The 18,445-nt window shown below is 38.7% G+C and carries 15 protein-coding genes and 5 tRNA genes; 1 reads left to right on the top strand and 19 read right to left on the bottom strand.

The features are described 5' to 3' along the window. Positions 1-3 precede the first annotated feature (3 nt). The 13 genes from mrdA to miaB all read right to left on the bottom strand — a co-directional run bounded on the left by mrdA (position 4) and on the right by miaB (position 14,518). Positions 4-1,917 carry a peptidoglycan DD-transpeptidase MrdA gene (mrdA, locus tag LDL57_RS10870; protein WP_225505607.1) on the bottom strand — a complete coding sequence of 638 codons (1,914 nt, stop codon included), beginning with the start codon at positions 1,915-1,917 and terminating at the stop codon, positions 4-6. Between the two features lie 22 nt (positions 1,918-1,939). Further along, on the bottom strand, positions 1,940-2,410 hold the full coding sequence (gene rlmH / locus LDL57_RS10865; protein WP_180559566.1) for a 23S rRNA (pseudouridine(1915)-N(3))-methyltransferase RlmH: 471 nt from the start codon (positions 2,408-2,410) through the stop codon (positions 1,940-1,942). A gap of 2 nt (positions 2,411-2,412) precedes the next feature. Continuing rightward, the gene (gene rsfS, locus LDL57_RS10860; RefSeq protein ID WP_180559567.1) at positions 2,413-2,730 is read right to left on the bottom strand and encodes a ribosome silencing factor; all 318 of its coding nucleotides are present in this window, start codon (positions 2,728-2,730) and stop codon (positions 2,413-2,415) included. Between the two features lie 276 nt (positions 2,731-3,006). Next, on the bottom strand, positions 3,007-3,687 hold the full coding sequence (nadD, locus tag LDL57_RS10855) for a nicotinate-nucleotide adenylyltransferase (protein WP_225505605.1): 681 nt from the start codon (positions 3,685-3,687) through the stop codon (positions 3,007-3,009). After that, positions 3,671-4,711 carry a DNA polymerase III subunit delta gene (holA, locus tag LDL57_RS10850; RefSeq protein ID WP_180559569.1) on the bottom strand — a complete coding sequence of 347 codons (1,041 nt, stop codon included), beginning with the start codon at positions 4,709-4,711 and terminating at the stop codon, positions 3,671-3,673. The genes nadD and holA overlap by 17 nt, the downstream gene beginning before the upstream one ends. Beyond that, a complete protein-coding gene (gene lptE / locus LDL57_RS10845) occupies positions 4,708-5,259 on the bottom strand; it encodes an LPS assembly lipoprotein LptE (RefSeq protein ID WP_180559570.1) in 552 nt (183 codons plus the stop codon). The genes holA and lptE overlap by 4 nt, the downstream gene beginning before the upstream one ends. 17 nt (positions 5,260-5,276) lie before the next feature. Beyond that, positions 5,277-7,859, bottom strand: a complete 2,583-nt coding sequence (gene leuS, locus LDL57_RS10840) for a leucine--tRNA ligase (protein WP_180559571.1) — start codon at positions 7,857-7,859, stop codon at positions 5,277-5,279. A gap of 272 nt (positions 7,860-8,131) precedes the next feature. Continuing rightward, positions 8,132-8,857 (bottom strand): amino acid ABC transporter ATP-binding protein, encoded by a 726-nt coding sequence (locus LDL57_RS10835; RefSeq protein ID WP_180559572.1) that lies wholly within the window; start codon positions 8,855-8,857, stop codon positions 8,132-8,134. A gap of 189 nt (positions 8,858-9,046) precedes the next feature. Next, positions 9,047-10,579 (bottom strand): apolipoprotein N-acyltransferase, encoded by a 1,533-nt coding sequence (gene lnt, locus LDL57_RS10830; protein WP_180559573.1) that lies wholly within the window; start codon positions 10,577-10,579, stop codon positions 9,047-9,049. Positions 10,580-10,584: 5 nt separating this feature from the next. Then, a complete protein-coding gene (gene corC / locus LDL57_RS10825; protein WP_180559574.1) occupies positions 10,585-11,460 on the bottom strand; it encodes a CNNM family magnesium/cobalt transport protein CorC in 876 nt (291 codons plus the stop codon). 71 nt (positions 11,461-11,531) lie between these two features. Next, positions 11,532-11,999: an rRNA maturation RNase YbeY gene (gene ybeY, locus LDL57_RS10820; protein ID WP_180559575.1), complete on the bottom strand. Its 468-nt coding sequence runs from the start codon at positions 11,997-11,999 to the stop codon at positions 11,532-11,534. Between the two features lie 16 nt (positions 12,000-12,015). Beyond that, positions 12,016-13,068 carry a PhoH family protein gene (locus LDL57_RS10815; RefSeq protein ID WP_180559576.1) on the bottom strand — a complete coding sequence of 351 codons (1,053 nt, stop codon included), beginning with the start codon at positions 13,066-13,068 and terminating at the stop codon, positions 12,016-12,018. A 19-nt stretch (positions 13,069-13,087) separates the two neighbouring features. Continuing rightward, positions 13,088-14,518 carry a tRNA (N6-isopentenyl adenosine(37)-C2)-methylthiotransferase MiaB gene (miaB, locus tag LDL57_RS10810; RefSeq protein ID WP_180559577.1) on the bottom strand — a complete coding sequence of 477 codons (1,431 nt, stop codon included), beginning with the start codon at positions 14,516-14,518 and terminating at the stop codon, positions 13,088-13,090. A gap of 191 nt (positions 14,519-14,709) precedes the next feature. On the opposite strand from miaB, the gene ubiF reads away from it, so the two are divergent. Next, positions 14,710-15,891 carry a 3-demethoxyubiquinol 3-hydroxylase gene (gene ubiF / locus LDL57_RS10805; protein ID WP_225505603.1) on the top strand — a complete coding sequence of 394 codons (1,182 nt, stop codon included), beginning with the start codon at positions 14,710-14,712 and terminating at the stop codon, positions 15,889-15,891. A gap of 938 nt (positions 15,892-16,829) precedes the next feature. On the opposite strand, the gene LDL57_RS10800 is transcribed toward ubiF, so the two are convergent. From LDL57_RS10800 to LDL57_RS10775, 6 genes are all read right to left on the bottom strand, one after another. Beyond that, the gene (locus LDL57_RS10800; protein WP_180559032.1) at positions 16,830-17,513 is read right to left on the bottom strand and encodes a methyltransferase domain-containing protein; all 684 of its coding nucleotides are present in this window, start codon (positions 17,511-17,513) and stop codon (positions 16,830-16,832) included. Positions 17,514-17,701: 188 nt separating this feature from the next. Continuing rightward, a tRNA-Gln gene (locus LDL57_RS10795) sits at positions 17,702-17,776 on the bottom strand. 38 nt (positions 17,777-17,814) lie between these two features. Continuing rightward, a tRNA-Gln gene (locus tag LDL57_RS10790) sits at positions 17,815-17,889 on the bottom strand. A gap of 36 nt (positions 17,890-17,925) precedes the next feature. Next, positions 17,926-18,000, bottom strand: a tRNA-Gln gene (locus tag LDL57_RS10785). A 29-nt stretch (positions 18,001-18,029) separates the two neighbouring features. Beyond that, positions 18,030-18,114 (bottom strand) — tRNA-Leu (locus LDL57_RS10780). A gap of 6 nt (positions 18,115-18,120) precedes the next feature. Then, positions 18,121-18,197, bottom strand: a tRNA-Met gene (locus tag LDL57_RS10775). Positions 18,198-18,445: the final 248 nt, after the last annotated feature.

The raw sequence follows: 18,445 nt of genomic DNA, 5'->3' as shown, positions 1-18,445 counted from the left end.
ATATTACTGATCTTCTTCTAGAGATACATTCGTATCCGGTGTTTGTGATGTCGTTTTTTTACCAAGCAATACATAATCAAAAATACTGCGAACAAGATCGCCAACGGCCGGTCCGGCACCACCATTTTCCAAAATAATAGTTACGGAAACGGTTGGATTTTGGTAAGGCGCAAATCCAATCATTAATTTATGATCACGCAAGTGCTCAGCCAATTTACTGGCATTGTAGGTTTCATAACTGAATACCTGTGCCGTACCTGATTTGACTGCCGCTTTATAGGGTGTGTTGGCAAAACTTCTACGTGCTGTACCGTTTGGTGCATTAGCAACCCCATACATACCTTCTTTAGCTAATTCCCAAAAGCCTGAATGAATATTGCCGATTTGGATATGTTCTTTCTGTTCATAGGGTAGCATAGCGTTACCTAATTTAGTGCCATAAAGTAGGTGGGGAATTTTAACCACGCCGTCATTAATTGACGTCATTAATACTTTGGCCATTTGGATTGGTGTTGTCGTCCAATAACCTTGGCCAATGCCTACTGGAATTGTGTCTCCTTGATACCAGGGTTTTTTATAACGTTTTTGTTTCCATTCACGCGTTGGCATAATACCTGAACGTTCTTCCGACAGGTCAATACCAGTATAGTGACCATAGCCAAATTTTTGCATCCAATCGGAGATACGATCGATACCCATATCATAAGCAACCTGGTAGAAAAAGGTGTCGGCTGATTCGACAATGGCTCTGACAACATTTAATCTACCGTGTCCCCAACGTTTCCAATCTCGATAACGTTTTTCGGAATTTGGTAACTGCCACCAACCAGGATCAAAAATTGTTGAGTTAGGGGTGACAACATTTTCACTTAATGCGGCAACGGCAATAAACGGTTTAACGGTAGAGGCGGGTGGATATAATCCCTGCGTCGTTCTGTTAATTAGTGGGCGATTGGGATTATTTAATAAAGCTTGATAATCCTTATTAGAGATACCATTAACAAATAGATTAGGATCATAGCTAGGAGTGGATACCAGAGCCAGTACTTCTCCGTTGCGGGGATCGGTGACAACAACGGCAGCTCGGCTGGTGGTTAGCAATTTTTCAATCTCAATTTGTAAATTGAGATCGATAGTAAGATAAATATCTTTGCCAGCTTGCGGTGGTTGTTCATGTAGTTGGCGTATGACTTTTCCCCGACTATTCACCTCAACTTCTTCATAACCTGTTTTACCATGTAAAATATTTTCGTAATAGCGTTCAATACCTAATTTACCAATATCATGGGTGGCAGTGTAATTTTTTAGTAGACCGTCATTTTCTAGACGTTCTATATCCTTATCATTAATTTTGGCGACATAACCGATAACATGGGTTAGCGCCGAGCCATAAGGATAATAACGGCGTTGGTAACCTTTGACTTCAATCCCGGGGAACCGGTATTGATTAACGGCAAAACGTGCAACTTGTACTTCATCTAATGAGGTTTTCAATGGGATAGAGGTAAAGCGGCGTGAACGTTTACGCTCTTTTTTGAAGTTTGCAATGTCGTCGTCAGTAAGATCAACCACATCACGCAATTGGGCTAATATCTCTGGTAAATTAGTGACTTTCTCAGGAATGACTTCTAATTGATAAAATGTTCGATTTAACGCGAGAGGAATACCATTTCTGTCATAAATAATACCTCTACTTGGTGGAACAGGAACCAGTTTTATCCGATTATCGTTGGAGCGCGTCTGGTAATCTTCATGGCGAACCACTTGTATATGATAAAGATTAGCAATTAAAATACTGACTAATATTACGATGATAATAAAAGTTATTAACGCCCGACGAATGAATAGAGTAGATTCAGCGGTGTAATCGCGAAAAGGGGTGCGCTTCTTTTTTTTTGTTTCTTTCTTCGCATTCACACTCATAACCTACATATATATGTTATTCCCGATGGTAAGGATGATTTGTTGTAATGCTCCATGCCCGGTAAAGGCTTTCAACAACAAATATTCGAACTAAAGGATGAGGCATTGTTAAGGATGACAGTGACCAACTTTGCTCTGCTGCTGCTTTACAGGCAGGAGCAAGACCTTCTGGGCCACCAATGAGAAAGCTAATATTGCGTCCATCTTGTTTCCATTGATTTAATTGTTCGGCAAGTTGTCGAGTTGTCCAGCTTGTGCCAGGTATATCTAGGGTAATTATGCGGTTACCTTTGCCTACAGCAGCCAGCATTTGTTCTCCTTCTTTCTCGATAATACGTTTAATATCCGCATTTTTCCCGCGTTTTCCCGCGGGGATCTCAATGAGTTCAAAAGCCATATCTTTTGGAAAACGATGAAGATAATCTTGAAAACCTGTTTGGATCCAATCAACCATTTTGCTACCAACCGCAATCAGTTGTAATTTCAAATTTAACTCCAGAGTTTTTCAAGTTCATACATGCGGCGACTATCTTCTTGCATGATATGAACAATTGCATCGCCTAAATCAACCACGATCCAATCCGAAATACCTTGTCCTTCAACACCAAGAGGAATTATTCCTGTCTTGCGGCATGCTTCAATTAATTTGTCCGAAACCGATGTCAGGTGACGATTAGATGTTCCGGTACAGATTATCATGCAATCAGTAATGCTAGATTTTCCACTTACATCAATAGTGACAATATCTTGCGCTTTTGTATCGACCAGTTGGTCGATAATAAATTGTTGGAGTTCAGTTCCTTGCAAAGGTTCACCTTTAATTTCAAGTTAAAAAAAATATTAATGTTTTATATTATTCAGTTATAAAATTTTGTTGAAAGAAATAAGCATAAGATAATCTATATTTTAATCTAATTTTTAGTAAAACCAGTTGAATATTTATAATTAGTTTTAGGATAAATTATCGGAAATTATGCTCTATTTTCAACAGTAGTGTAAAAAGCGCCAAGATAGTACCAATCACCTTATATACTCACAATAGTTTAAGGGTACTTTTGTCAATTTTTTATATTTATTGGTTAATTATGCGCAATTTTGATAAAGATGATGTTTATCAATATAGCGCAAAACTGCGGGTGGCAATATATCTTTACAACTTTTCCTATTACGTTTTCGTTCGCGAATTTCAGTTGCGGAAATATTTAATAAGGGAGTATCAGCCAGATATATGGCACCACAGGGTTTATGGCTGAGTATTTGCGGATCATGCACTTGATGTTGTTTTAGCCATTGTTGCATTGATGATGTTGGAAAATAGGTGGTATAGCCTGGGCGGGCGCAAACTAATAAATGACAAAGATCTAAAATTTTTTGCCAATCAAACCAGGTATCGATCGACAGTAATGAATCTTGCCCGATAATAAAAGCTAATGGTTTTTGCCAACCGATCTGTTGCCGGAAAGAGAGTAATGTTTCAACAGTATAGGAGGCGGTTGTGCGTTTAAGCTCACGGGTATCAATAGTAAATAGAGGATTATTTTTGATCGCTAATTTTATCATTGCGAGTCTTTGTTGAACGGTTGCTTCAGGTTGTGGGCGGTGTGGTGGCACATGATTAGGAAGTAAAACAACCTGTTGTAAGCCAACTTGTTTGGCTAGCGCTTCTACGGGAAGTAAGTGACCATAGTGAATCGGATCAAAGGTGCCACCGAAAAGTGCTTGAATAGATGGGGAATTAGTTGTTTGTTTAGTTTGTTGAGTCATTAATAAAACTCTCGGGCAGTGATTTACCGCACAATAGCATAGATAAAGTTTCTAATTTTGGCCAAATTGAGTGACCATAATCTTGTTTTAAATGTAATTCAGCTTGGGTAATTAACTGTATTGCATGTTGTAGTTCGCGCAGTGGTAAGCGTTGTAGCGTAGCGCTAATAAGAGGGCGGCGCGCTTGCCAAATTTTATGCTGATCAAATAATTTTTTTAAATTTTTATCGTTACTTTGTTGTTTTAATGTCCAAAGCAATATGAGCTCACGTTGAATTATACGCAATAGAATCACTGCTTCATAATCTTCGCGTTGTAATTGTTGCAGGATATGCCAACTGCGTTTAATTTTGCCTGCAAGTAGTGCATCAACCCAATGATAAGGTGTAAAATTAACAGCATTATTTACTGCTTCTTTGACACGCGGTAAGGTGAGGTTACCGTCAGGATATAATAGTGATAAACGCTCTAATGCTTGATTAAGGGCCAGTAAGTTGCCTTCATAGCAATAGCAAAGAAGCTGATTAGCTTGTTTATCTAAGGTAACAGACATCGCTTTTGCTCGTTGCGTTACCCATTGAGTCAGTCTGGACTGTTCTGGGGTCAGACAATTAATATAGATCCCATCTTGGCCTATTTTTTTACACCAGCCACTATTCTCTTGTGCTTTAGTTAATTTGCCGCCGCGTAATATAAGTAATAAATCAGGATGTAATAATTCAGCCAACTTAAGCAGCTTTTCAGCTATGACTGTGGTAGGGCCACTTTCAGGTAATAGCAAGATAAGGATTTGTCGGCTGGCAAACAGGCTAAGCGATTGACTCAAACGATAAATTGTGTCCCATTCGGTGTTTGTATCTAGCGAATAGCTATAACGTTCTGTAAAACCTTGCTGCTTGGCTACTTGACAAATTTTATCCACACTTTCTTGTGCTAAAAAAGGGTCATTGCCAAAAATCAGGTAACAAGCTCGCAGCTTATCAGCAAGCTGCGAAGTTAGCTGTTCCGGGTAAAGACGGATCATTCTGAGTCTTCCGCTAGCGCTTTTTCAACAGCAACTGATTCTTCAGGCTCATTTTGAATAGTGCTATGAACGATCAGTAACTTACGAATTAACTGACGAGCAGCTTGTTCACGCATTTCTTGTTTAACAAGTTCGTTTTCGGCGTCTTTTGCCAGTGTTTCTAACGGATTATCAAAGAAAGCGCGCTCGACACGGGTTTTGATTGGGTAAACAGCGCCGTTGGGTAGGATAATTTGTGCGCTAACCCAAAAATTTAACTGTTTTTCTGCACTTTTACCATCTTGGTAGATAGAAACAGTTTTGGTGTTTTCCGATGAACCGACAATTTTTAAAAAGGGCACATTCTGCAGATTATCATCGATTAAGTTGACATTATTCAGGCGTAATTGCTGTCTAATTGCGCGTGCCAGCGGACCATAAGGGTCACCGCTACTTAATCTTAATGTTTTTAGTTCTTCAGGTACTTGCGTCGTACCTTGTAAGCGAAATCCACAACCAGCCGTGATCAACACGGCTAAGCTTAGAAATAAGGTAATTAAATAACGCACATTGTCTCCTTATTAAATTAGCCGACAACCAGGTTTAATAGCTTGCCAGGCACGTAAATTACCTTACGGATATTCATACCTTCCAGGTATTTTGCTACACCATATTCTTGCGTTGCTAAAGCTAAAACAGAATCTTGTGATGCATTGATATCGACAGTAATACGTCCACGCACTTTACCATTAACTTGAATAATGACTAATTTAGTATCGTCTATTTTTGCTTGTTCGTCCGCAATCGGCCAAGGCGCATTATCGATATCTTCCTGGTGACCAAGTGCTTTCCACATCATAAAGCAGGCATGAGGAATAATAGGTGACAGCATCCGCACGATAGCCTCTAAAGATTCTTGGAGTAACGCACGATCCTGCTCACTGTCATGGGGGGCACGCGTCAGTTTATTCATAAACTCCATAATAGCGGCAATCGCAGTATTAAAGGCATAACGACGGCCGATATCATCGGTCACTTTAGCGATGGTTTTATGCAGATCTCGCCGTAAATTTTTCTGCTCTGGCGTGAGACTAGTGCTATCTAATGGCGCTGTTTTACCTTTTTGTGTATGTTCAAAAACCGTGCGCCAGAGACGACGAACAAAACGATTGGCACCTTCTACACTGGATTCTTGCCATTCTAAAGTTAGTTCCGGTGGAGCGGCAAACATCATAAATAGGCGGACCGTATCAGCTCCATATTTTTCTACCATTAATTGTGGATCGATGCCGTTATTTTTTGATTTGGACATTTTACTCATTCCGGTATAGAAGAGTTGATGTCCATGTTGATCGGTTGCTTTGACAATCTTACCTTTTTCATCGCGTTCAACCGTTGCATCAACAGGTGATACCCAAACCCGTTGTCCATTTTCACCCAAGTAATAAAAAGCATCGGCTAAAACCATTCCTTGACATAACAAGCGCTTAGCTGGCTCATCGGAATTAACTAAGCCAGCATCTCGCATTAATTTATGGAAAAAACGGAAGTACAATAGATGCATAATGGCATGCTCAATACCACCGATATATTGATCAACGGGTAGCCAGTAATTGGCCGCGGCCGGATCCAGCATTCCTTGCTCATAATTAGGACAAGTATAACGAGCATAATACCAGGATGACTCCATAAAGGTATCAAAGGTATCGGTTTCACGTAATGCCGCATGACCATTGATGTCGGTTTTGGCCCATTGGGGATCGGCTTTGATTGGACTTGTGATCCCATTCATCACAACATCTTCAGGTAAGATGACAGGTAGTTGTTCTTCTGGTACTGGCATAACAGAGCCGTCTTCCATGGTTACCATTGGAATGGGGGCTCCCCAATAACGTTGGCGAGACACGCCCCAGTCACGTAGACGATAATTAACTTTACGCTGAGCAGTACCTTGTGCAACCAGTTTATCGGCTATCGCATTAGCGCCTGTTTGGTTGTCCATACCACTAAATACGCCTGAATTGATTAGTGCATTTTTTTCAGTCAATGGACCAGTTTTTAGATCGGGGAGCCGGCCTTCATTATCAACAATAACTGCTTTAATCGGTAAATGATATTTACTGGCAAATTCCCAGTCGCGCTGATCATGCCCTGGAACCGCCATGACGGCGCCTGTACCATATTCCATTAATACAAAATTGGCTATCCAGATCGGAATTTTTTCATTAGTTAGCGGGTGAATTGCGAACAAATCGGTGGCGATACCTTTTTTTTCCATGGTTGCCATTTCAGCTTCAGCAACTTTGGTATTGCGACATTCATCAATGAAAGCGCTAAGTTTAGTATTTTTTTCTGCCGCGTTTTTTGCTAGCGGATGAGTGGCTGCAATAGCGAGATAAGTCACTCCCATAAAAGTATCAGGTCGCGTAGTATAAACAGTTAGTTTTTCATCCTTGCCTGCCAGTGCAAAGGTAATTTCAACCCCTTCTGAGCGGCCGATCCAGTTACGCTGCATGGTTTTAACTTGTTCTGGCCAGCCATCGAGTCTATCTAAATCATTGAGAAGCTCTTCAGCATATGCGGTAATTTTTATGAACCATTGGGGAATTTCTTTGCGCTCGACAGGAGTATCGCAACGCCAGCAGCAACCATCAATGACTTGCTCGTTAGCCAAGACCGTTAAATCATTTGGACACCAGTTAACGGCGGAGGTTTTTTTATAAACCAAACCTTTTTCATAAAGCTTAGTAAAAAACCATTGCTCCCAACGATAATACTCAGGAGTACAAGTTGTAATTTTTCGGCTCCAGTCATAACCAAATCCGAGCATTTTTAATTGATTTTTCATGTAATCAATATTGGCATAAGTCCAAGGCGCTGGGGCGGTATTATTTTTTACCGCCGCCCCTTCTGCTGGTAAACCGAAAGCATCCCAGCCGATAGGTTGCAGCACATTTTTGCCTAGCATGCGTTGATAACGAGAGATAACATCACCAATGGTATAGTTGCGAACATGGCCCATATGTAGTTGACCAGATGGGTAAGGTAACATTGACAGGCAATAGTATTTTTCTTTGTTATTATCTTCTAATACTTTAAATGTTTGTTTTTCTTCCCAACGACGTTGTACGTATTGTTCTATCTCTTCTGGTCGATATTGTTCTTGCATGATACCGATGTTCCTATGGCGAAAAATGCGGCATTAGCCGCGAATAAAATTGTGAATTATAGATCTGCATAGAATAGCGGATAATTGACCCTAACAACAACTATTGATGAATATTTAGTGGCCAGGCTAAATTAATTTTATCTAGACAAAAGTTCTGTAGATTCAAAGAGTAAAGTTTTAAATTATCCGTCTAGCCCGAATTAGGCCTTTTTTTATATTATTATTTAGCTAATTGGGCAACGGTTTTTGTCACCCAATAACGGATAGTTGAATTAATGTATGATCTTAGCAAGAAATTCTTTAGCACGTTCTGATTTCGGCGCAGCAAAGAAATCGTCTTTATTGCTATCTTCAATAATTTTTCCTTCGTTCATAAAAATCATTCGATGAGCAACTTTTTTAGCAAATCCCATCTCGTGAGTGACGACTATCATGGTCATGCCTTCATTAGCAAGCTTTATCATCACATCAAGTACTTCGTTGATCATTTCTGGATCTAATGCTGAGGTTGGCTCGTCAAATAGCATCGCAATCGGATCCATACAGAGTGCTCTGGTAATGGCAACGCGTTGTTGTTGCCCACCAGATAATTGAGCTGGAAATTTATTGGTGTGGTTAGCTAATCCAACTCGCTCTAATAGTTTTAAGGCGGTGCTTTCAGCGGTTTTTTTATCTCTGTTTAAGACCTTTATTTGTGCTAGTGTTAAATTTTCAATAATTGATAGATGAGGGAATAGTTCAAAATGTTGAAATACCATACCTACTTTTGACCGCAATTTAGCCAAATCGGTCTTTTTGTCATTAACATGAACATTATCAATATATATTTCACCGCTTTGAATTGGCTCCAAACCATTAATGGTTTTTATTAATGTTGATTTACCTGAACCAGAGGGGCCACAGATAACGACAACTTCCCCCTTTTTGACATCCATCGAACAATCAGAAAGCACCTGAAACTGTCCATACCATTTAGAAACATTTTTTAAAGAAATCATTAATAGTCCTTTTTCAGATAACTGACCAGCATAAATCTAAATAAATCAATAAAAAATCAAATTTTTTAACAAATAATAAATTATTATAATAAAAGAGAACATTAATTTAATGATAAATATTAATAAGCAAGATAAAACCGGATCATCGGTGGTTTAATCCATGATGATAATTAATATATGCTAAATTAGTTAATCTTCTTTTCGCTTAATAAAGCATGCCCATATAAGAAATAGAGTCACCAAGGCCCACATAGGCCAGTTACTCCAACGTGCATAAGGTGTAAGACCTGATGTTGGTGTTACCTCGGTATTTAATACTGAGCGAGTAAATTGAGGAAGTTTAGCCTGAATATCTCCATCGGCTGTGATCACTGCCGTAACACCGTTATTAGTGGCACGCAATAGTGGTCGGCCAAGCTCAAGCGCACGCATGCGCGCCATTTGAAAGTGTTGCCATGGGCCGATAGAATGGCCAAACCAGGCATCATTTGAAACTGTTAATAGAAAATCAGTATTTGATTTAAAGTTATCTCTGACTTGGGAGCCTAAAATAATTTCATAGCAGATAACGGCAGTTAAATGAATATTGCCAGCAGATAACTGCTGTTGCTCATAATCACCACGACTAAAACCTGACATGGGTAAATTGAATAAAGGGGCAATGGGGCGAAGAATATCTTCTAATGGCACAAATTCACCAAAAGGCACTAGGTGGTGTTTTTGATAACGGTTACTGGTTGGATATTGATAAGGTTTATTTTCTCCCAGCACAATAATACTATTAAAAAAATCACTCACGCCTTGTTTGCTTGGTTTGGCATCAACAATGCCAGTAATTAAGCGAGTATTTTGTAAGTGTAGTAGCTTATCTAATGAGGTTAGCCAAATGTAATTATCTAATTCGATCGAGGGTATAGCCGATTCAGGCCAAATAATGATATTAGCGTTGCCAAAATAAGGTCTGGATAGATCGAGATAGGTGCTAATAGTTTGTTCGAGAAATCCTGGTTGCCATTTTAAGCTTTGCGGAATATTACCTTGAACTAAAACAACTTGTGATTTCTTTTCTGCGACCGGTGTAAACCAGTGATAATTTTTAATTACTAGCGGTAAAAATAATAAGATCACGGCCGTGATTAACGGAATAACTCGACGTTTTATGCAAGCAAAAACCAAACAACTGCTAATAATCAGCAATAGCAAGGTTATCATCTCCACGCCAAATATCGGTGCAATGCCTTTAAGTGGCCCATCAATTTGGCTGTAACCAAATTGCAACCAAGGGAAACCAGTTAGTATCCAGCCACGTAAATATTCAGTTATTTGCCATATTGCTGGCGCGGCAAAAAAAAAGCGTGCAATATTAAGGCGTGAAAAGAATCTATTGAGCAGATAAGCAAATAGCGCGGGATAAAGTGATAAATAAGCCGCCAATAAGATAACTAAAAAGACATTAACCAGCAATGGCATACCGCCAAAATCGGCAATACTCACATAAACCCAGTTAATACCACTGCCAAATAAACCAATACCCCAGCAAAATGCTATCAAACTGGCTTGTTTGCTCGAGCGGGTAACAATTAGCAGTTGTAGGCCAAACAGAGAAAAAAGAGCGGCTAACCAAAAATCAAAAGGTGAAAAAGCCAGTGTTCCGCAGAGCCCGAAAAATAACGCGATCAAGGCTCGTAACCACTGACATTGATAGAGTGGTTTTTTTTTCATTAATGCTATTCTTCTACAAGATTTGGAATAGGTGCTTCATCAGGGATTTTTACCTGAACTTGAATGATTTTACGGCTATCAGCCATGGTAATTTTAAAGATATAACCATCAATCGTGATAATTTCACCACGCGCGGGCAAATGGCCGAATGCTTGCATCACCAAACCACCAATGGTATCAACTTCTTCATCGTTAAAGCGTGTGCCAAATGCTTTGTTGAAATCATCAATTTGGGTTAACGCACGAACAGAGTAAGCATGTTTGCTTAGTTGGCGAATATCAATGTCATCTTCATCATCATATTCGTCTTCAATCTCACCAACAATTAATTCAAGAATATCTTCGATGGTAACTAAGCCGGAAACACCACCAAATTCATCGATGACAATTGCCATATGATAGCGTTGTGAGCGAAACTCTTTTAATAACAGATCAACACGTTTACTTTCAGGTACCACTACGGCAGGGCGTAATACTTTATCAATATTGAAAGGTTCAGCATCGGTACGCATAAATGGCAGTAAATCTTTCGCCATCAATAGACCTTCAATATGATCTTTATCTTCACTAATTACTGGAAAACGAGAATGGGCTGAGTCGATAATTACATCAAGGCATTCATCTAACGATTGATTTCGTTTTAAGGTTACTATCTGCGAGCGTGGGATCATAATATCCCGAACACGTTCGTCAGAAATATTCATTACGCCTTCAAGCATTTCTCTGGTATCAGGATCAATAACATCTTTTTGTTCTGAATCACGAATTAGTTCAACTAAGTCATCACGATTTTTTGGTTCACCGTGAAATAATTGATTTAGGCGCCCGAAAAAACTCTTTTTCGAGTGATTGTCATTGTTGGTAGGATGGTCGTCGCTCATGGCGTTTTATTAATATTTCTCTCGGTAGTTAATCGTATCATACATTGTTTAGCATGAAATTAGCATTATGATCACGCTTTTTCATGCTGATAAGGATCAGGATAACCTAATTTTTGCATAATTTCAGTTTCTATTGTCTCCATTTCTTCTGCCTCAAAGTCATTCTGATGATCATAACCTAGTAGATGAAGACAACCATGTATTACCATATGCGCCCAGTGAGCATCTAAGGTTTTGTGTTGTTCAATGGCTTCTTTTTCAACTACTTGACGACAAATAACCAGATCACCGAGTAAGGGTAATGTAATATTATCTAATGCCTCAAATGGAAAGGATAGCACATTTGTTGGCTTATCTTTTCCTCGATAGGTCAGATTTAAATATTGGCTTTCTGTAATATCGACAATACGAATTGTAACTTCACTTTCAGCTTGAAATTGTGGCAGAAAAGACTCAAGCCAATGTTGGAATGTCGTTTCATCGGGTAAGCCATGATGATCGCTACAGGCAAGCTGGAGATCAAGAATAACGGATTGCAAGCTAATATCTCCCTTTTTATAGAGCGCCTGAAGGCTCTTTTTGTTGACGAAGTAACTGTTTGCGTTCTTGTTCTTTTGCTTCCCAATTTTCGTAGGCAATAACCACTTTTGCCACTATAGGATGACGTACTACATCATCACTATGAAAGAAATTAAAGCTAAGTTCTTTAACTTCAGAAAGTACTTCAATTGCGTGGCGTAAACCTGATTTATGGCCACGCGATAGATCAATTTGCGTTAAATCTCCAGTGATCACGGTTTTAGAGTTAAACCCGATACGGGTCAAAAACATTTTCATCTGTTCAATCGTGGTATTCTGGCTTTCATCAAGAATGATAAAAGCATCATTCAGGGTACGACCTCGCATATAGGCTAAGGGTGCGACTTCAATCACATTGCGCTCAATCAATTTTTCTACTTTTTCAAAACCAAGCATTTCAAATAAGGCATCATAAAGAGGGCGTAAATAAGGATCAACTTTCTGACTGAGATCACCTGGTAGAAAGCCAAGTTTTTCACCGGCCTCGACAGCTGGGCGAGTGAGTAGGATTCGACGTATTTCTTGTCTTTCTAAAGCATCAACAGCAGCTGCAACGGCGAGATAGGTTTTACCTGTTCCGGCGGGACCAATGCCGAAAGTAATGTCGTGGCTAAGCATATTAGCAATATATTGTGCCTGATTGGCTGTGCGTGGTTTGATAGCGCCTCGTTTGGTTTTAATGTTGATGAATTTATCGTAATTGCCAACATTTTCAACTGATTGTTCAACAAATTTACTTTCCATAATAGATAAGTGGATTTGTTCAGGGACAATGTCAGGGATAATGCCACGAATAGGGGCTGTATCAACATATAAACGGCGTAAAACATTACTAGCTGCGTTGATATTAAGTGGTTTGCCAATTAGTTTGAAACGGTTATTTCGACGATTAATTTCAATACCGAGTCTGCGCTCCAATTGCTTTATATTATCATCGAACGGCCCACAAAGGCTAATTAACCGTTGATTATCAGCCGGTTCTAAAAATATTTCGCTAGTGGCAATGTGTGAATTATCTTTTGGGGTCACAGAGTCTCTCTATTTAATATTAAGGTTGGTAATTTGCTACACCAAGATCATCTTCTTTACGTGTCCGAGCAATAACCGATTCGGGTGATTCTTGGCTCCTTAACGCCATGCTATCTTCATTTTTGACAACCTTTCCGCGCAAAGAATTGGCATAGACATCGACAATTTCGACATCGACAAACTTTCCGATCATATTTTGTGTACCTTCAAAGTTTACCACCCGATTATTTTCGGCGCGGCCAGAAAGTTCCATAATATTTTTACGGGAAGGTCCTTCAACCAGAATACGTTGAATGCTACCCAACATTGTTCGGCTATAATTCATTGCTTGCTGATTAATACGTTGCTGAAGTAGATAGAGGCGCTGTTTCTTTTCATCTTCACTCACATCATCAGGCAAATCAGCAGCAGGGGTACCCGGGCGTGGTGAGTAGATAAAACTAAAACTCATATCAAAATTAACATCAGCAATTAGTTGCATGGTTTTTTGAAAATCATCTTCTGTTTCACCAGGAAAACCAACAATAAAATCGGAACTAATGAGAATATCAGGTCGTGCTTTACGTAATTTACGGATAATACTTTTATACTCCAGGGCCGTATGTGATCTTTTCATCATTGTCAAAATACGATCTGAGCCGCTTTGAACGGGAAGATGTAAGAAGCTAACAAGTTCAGGGGTATCTTCATAGACAGCGATAATATCGTCGGTAAACTCAATTGGATGACTGGTGGTAAAACGGATGCGATCAACGCCATCAATGGCGGCAACCAGACGTAATAATTCCGCAAATGAACAAATGTTACCGTCAAAAGTTGCTCCACGATAGGCATTAACGTTTTGACCTAATAAGTGAATTTCACGTACTCCTTGCGCCGCTAACTGTGCGATTTCAAATAAAACATCATCACATGGTCGGCTTACCTCCTCACCCCGCGTGTAAGGCACGACACAAAATGAGCAGTATTTATTGCAGCCTTCCATAATGGAAACATAAGCGGAAGGGCCTTCTGCTCGAGGTTCCGGTAATCGATCAAATTTTTCAATTTCTGGAAAACTGATGTCGACAATTGGACTACGCGTACCTTTAACTTGATTGATCATCTCTGGTAGACGATGCAAAGTTTGTGGGCCGAAAATGATATCAACACTAGGGGCACGTTGACGAATGAAATCCCCCTCCTGTGAAGCGACACAACCACCAACTCCGATAATAATATCAGGATTAACCTCTTTTAAATTTTTCCAGCGTCCTAATTGATGAAATACTTTTTCTTGCGCTTTTTCACGAATTGAGCAGGTATTTAGTAGTAGAATATCGGCTTCTTCGGCAATCTCTGTTAATTGATATCCATGGGTGCTGTTGAGCAGGTCAGCCATTTTTGATGAATCATATTCATTCATCTGGCAGCCCCAGGTTTTAATGTATAGTTTTTTATTCGTCAACATTTTGTCTATCCGAAGTTTTCAGCAGCAAAATCTGTCATACTGAAAACATTATGTATTAAATTAGAAAATTTTGATATGTATTGTATTCGTTTGGAGCATCGCTGACCAGTATGTAGAATAGATTATTAGTAAATGACTTAAGAAAAACTAGCCCTACTATTAGATTGATAACTATTGATAGTTAAGATGATATGAATAAAATAGATGAAAATTATGACATTGTCGTCGTTGGTGCGGGTATGATAGGTGCAGCTATGGCAATTGGATTAGCCAAAGAAGGTTGGCGGATCCTATTAATTGAACATATTAAACCTGCACCTTTCGATCCGTTAGCACAGCCTGATTTACGGGTTTCAGCGCTAAGTTGTACTTCCGTGGATCTACTTAAGCAACTTGGGGTGTGGAATAGTGTTTTAAAGATGCGGGTTGCGCCTTATCGAAGATTAGAAACATGGGAAGGAGATAATGCCCATGTGATGTTTGAAGCAAACAGCCTTGGTTTACCTGAACTGGGTTATATGGTTGAAAACCGTATTTTGCAATTGGCATTATGGCAACAATTTTCTCAATATCCCAATCTTACCTTGCTATGCCCCGCCAAATTGGTTGCAATGCAGCGTCACCATCAACAGTGGAAAATTACCTTAAATAACAACCAGCAATTTTTGGCAAATTTAATTATTGCTGCTGATGGTGCCCGTTCACAGGTGCGTTCTTTAGCTGGAATTGGTAGTAGTGGTTGGCAATATGGTCAATCATGTCTGCTTATTACGGTTAAGATGGAACAACCACAACAGGATATTACTTGGCAACAATTTTTTCCTTCTGGCCCGCGCGCATTTTTGCCTTTATTTGATCATTGGGCCTGTTTGGTTTGGTATGATAAACCTGCCCGAATTAGACAACTGCAAGCTATGTCTTTGGAGCAACTGAGGCAAGAAATTATGTCAGCTTTTCCAGCTCGCCTTGGCTCACTGCAAGTAGTTGCTAAAGGTAGTTTTCCACTAAACCGCCATCATGCTAATCGTTATGTTGACGAAGGGCTAGCGTTGATTGGCGATGCTGCTCATAGTATTAACCCACTTGCGGGGCAGGGCGTAAATCTCGGTTACCGTGAAGTTGATAGTCTATTAAAGGTGTTGATTGATGCCAAGGCGCATTTATTACCTTGCTATGCCCAAAACACTTTGCTGATTTATCAAAAAGATAGAATGCTAGATAATAAATTGATGCAGGCAGGCATGGATACTATCTATACACTGTTTAGTTCCCAATTAGCGGCTGTAAAATCTGGCCGAAATTTAGCCTTAATGCTAGTACAAAGACTAAATGGCGTTAAGAAAAGGGTACTAAAATATGCTTTAGGTTTATGAAATAAAGACAGTTATGGTTTTTTTGACTGCGGTATCGTCAAATCTTTTTTTTAGACTAACACCATGACAAAATTAATTAAATTGTGAGACGGATCAAAAAACCATCATTTTTGTCATTTCTTTGTGAATCACGTGTTATACTGTATATAGTTATTTGTTTTTGTTCATAAAGTTATCGTTTTTTACTGGTGTTGGCAGTCAACTTGGCATATATTTTTGACTATTTCTATCATATTGGTGTGATTTTAATAGCCCTATTTTGATGTTTTTATTTTATGCGTTTGAAGTAAATCGCCGCTGTTTTTCAGCGGCGTTGTTAATTATGTATCTACTCACTACTCACTAATTTATAAAAACATTTGCTATCGATGTCTTATATTTTAATTTAGCTTCCAAGGGGATATGGTTAGGCTTTCTCAACCGTATAGGCTAACCTCTACCTCCTTTAGAGGTTGAGCCGCTTAAAGCCCAAATTAATATAATAAAAGTTTTAAGATACGATCGGTATTTGAATGAGCCATCTTTAGTTAACTAATTAGATAATAATTTTTTAATACAGGATAAATAATACTATTAGAAATAAATTCAGAACCTTCTAATGTTAAGTATCCATAGTCCCAAACGATAGGTATATTATGATTATCAATTTTTGCTAAACAAATATCTCTGTCACAACGTGTATCTAAAATAGAAATAACAATTATATCTTTATTTTTATACTTTGCCTTTATAGCACCATTAGTTTTGAATAAATTATAATCGAAAATTACTTCGTTTTTGTCACAGCAAAAGTGCCATTTTAACTAAGATTTATCAATAAAGTAGAAATAACGGAAGTTTGAACTCAGATTTTAGATCGACAACCATTAAAATTAATGGCTGTTAACGCTATTGTATTATCGTTTTAATTTATTTGTAATTTATAGTACATATTTCTTTTACTTGGTAGCAACGCCAACAATAATGTATTTCCAATCATTTGGAGTAATTTTTGCCACGACATCATCAAATTTACTTAATATTTTTCGTTGCTTTTCGTTTCTTCCAAAACATGAAGTAACCCCAAATGTTTTATATTTTACAGATGAGAATTGATTTAAAAATAACATCATTTCATTTATTGAAACATATCTCCAGTTATCACCCCATTTTACAAATTTTTTTCTCATCAACTGATGTAATGGTGATGCAATAAGATTTTCTATGAACCAAAATTCACCCTCTTTTCTTAACGCACGATATATTTCAGATATGGCAATTTTTTGGTTAGTAATATTATCATCATAACCTAGTGCTCCTAGTATGGATTTTGACATGATGACATCTAATTCATTTTCGTATGGAATTTTTAGCACATCCACTTCTTTATATTGTATTAATTGACTAACACTATATTTTTTATGCTTTCGTTTGGCATCATCAGTAGGTCCATCTTTATCGGAGCATATAACGTTTGCTCCATTCATTGCAGCCCATAATGACAACCCACCATTTCTGCTGCCTAACTCCAATACTAAAGCGTTATCAAGATTTATATCGCTGTTTTTTGGCCAGTAATTTAAACATTTTTTCCAGTTATCTATATCCCATTCAATAATATCTTTAATTAATCCACTTTTCATTTTGAAACCTTCTTCGGTGTTCCTTTAGTTAACAGCTCACATGTTAACTGAAGTGTATGTATTTACTGTTTCGGGTTTTACAGCTTTTATACGCGGCATACTATTTTTAACCAATGGTGTATTAAGGTGCAATTTTTGATTTATTGAGGTTTAAATGCTTTAGCGTTTACAAAATTTACTGCAAACAATGGCTGGGGTACCAGGATTCGAACCTGGGAATGCCGGAATCAGAATCCGGTGCCTTACCGCTTGGCGATACCCCAATCGGGGATAGTTGATATAATAGTTGAAATTTATAATATGGCTGGGGTACCAGGATTCGAACCTGGGAATGCCAGGATCAAAACCTGGTGCCTTACCGCTTGGCGATACCCCAACTTAATAAACGATAAACTAACTAACATCTATAAATTGGCTGGGGTACCTGGATTCGAACCAGGGAGTGCCAGGATCAAAACCTGGTGCCTTACCGCTTGGCGATACCCCAACAAGAATATAAACTATTTTTATAAAGAATGGTGCGGGAGGCGAGACTTGAACTCGCACACCTTGCGGCGCCAGAACCTAAATCTGGTGCGTCTACCAATTTCGCCACTCCCGCAAATTATGGTGGCTACGACGGGAATCGAACCTGTGACCCCAGCATTATGAGTGCTGTGCTCTAACCAGCTGAGCTACGTAGCCATCTTTTTGCACAACCTTTATTGGCGTTGCGGGGCGCATTATGCGTATATCGCCCCGAGTCGTCAACTGATTTTTTTACGATTTACACAGAAAAATATCTGTTTGTTTGGCTTGTAATCATTTTGTCGATAAAATCGACAAAAAATAACGGTGTTATCGCCAAATAATAATAGCTTGATATGGCAAATATAAAAACTAATTAAGTTAAGACATTTTTGCTAATGAAATAAACGATGCTTTTTACTGCA

Origin of the sequence: Arsenophonus apicola, from assembly GCF_020268605.1 — a bacterium.
Taxonomy (GTDB): domain Bacteria; phylum Pseudomonadota; class Gammaproteobacteria; order Enterobacterales; family Enterobacteriaceae; genus Arsenophonus; species Arsenophonus apicola.
Note: the sequence above shows the minus strand (reverse complement) of the source record. Positions and strands in the feature narration are given on the sequence as shown.

Excerpts from the sequence above, each read along its gene's own strand:
- nadD (WP_225505605.1), bottom strand. The coding sequence starts at position 3,687 with ATGACTCAACAAACTAAACAAACAACTAATTCCCCATCTATTCAAGCA.
- holA (WP_180559569.1), bottom strand. The coding sequence starts at position 4,711 with ATGATCCGTCTTTACCCGGAACAGCTAACTTCGCAGCTTGCTGATAAG.
- leuS (WP_180559571.1), bottom strand. The coding sequence starts at position 7,859 with ATGCAAGAACAATATCGACCAGAAGAGATAGAACAATACGTACAACGT.
- LDL57_RS10835 (WP_180559572.1), bottom strand. The coding sequence starts at position 8,857 with ATGATTTCTTTAAAAAATGTTTCTAAATGGTATGGACAGTTTCAGGTG.
- lnt (WP_180559573.1), bottom strand. The coding sequence starts at position 10,579 with ATGAAAAAAAAACCACTCTATCAATGTCAGTGGTTACGAGCCTTGATC.
- corC (WP_180559574.1), bottom strand. The coding sequence starts at position 11,460 with ATGAGCGACGACCATCCTACCAACAATGACAATCACTCGAAAAAGAGT.
- miaB (WP_180559577.1), bottom strand. The coding sequence starts at position 14,518 with ATGTTGACGAATAAAAAACTATACATTAAAACCTGGGGCTGCCAGATG.
- ubiF (WP_225505603.1), top strand. The coding sequence starts at position 14,710 with ATGAATAAAATAGATGAAAATTATGACATTGTCGTCGTTGGTGCGGGT.
- LDL57_RS10800 (WP_180559032.1), bottom strand. The coding sequence starts at position 17,513 with ATGAAAAGTGGATTAATTAAAGATATTATTGAATGGGATATAGATAAC.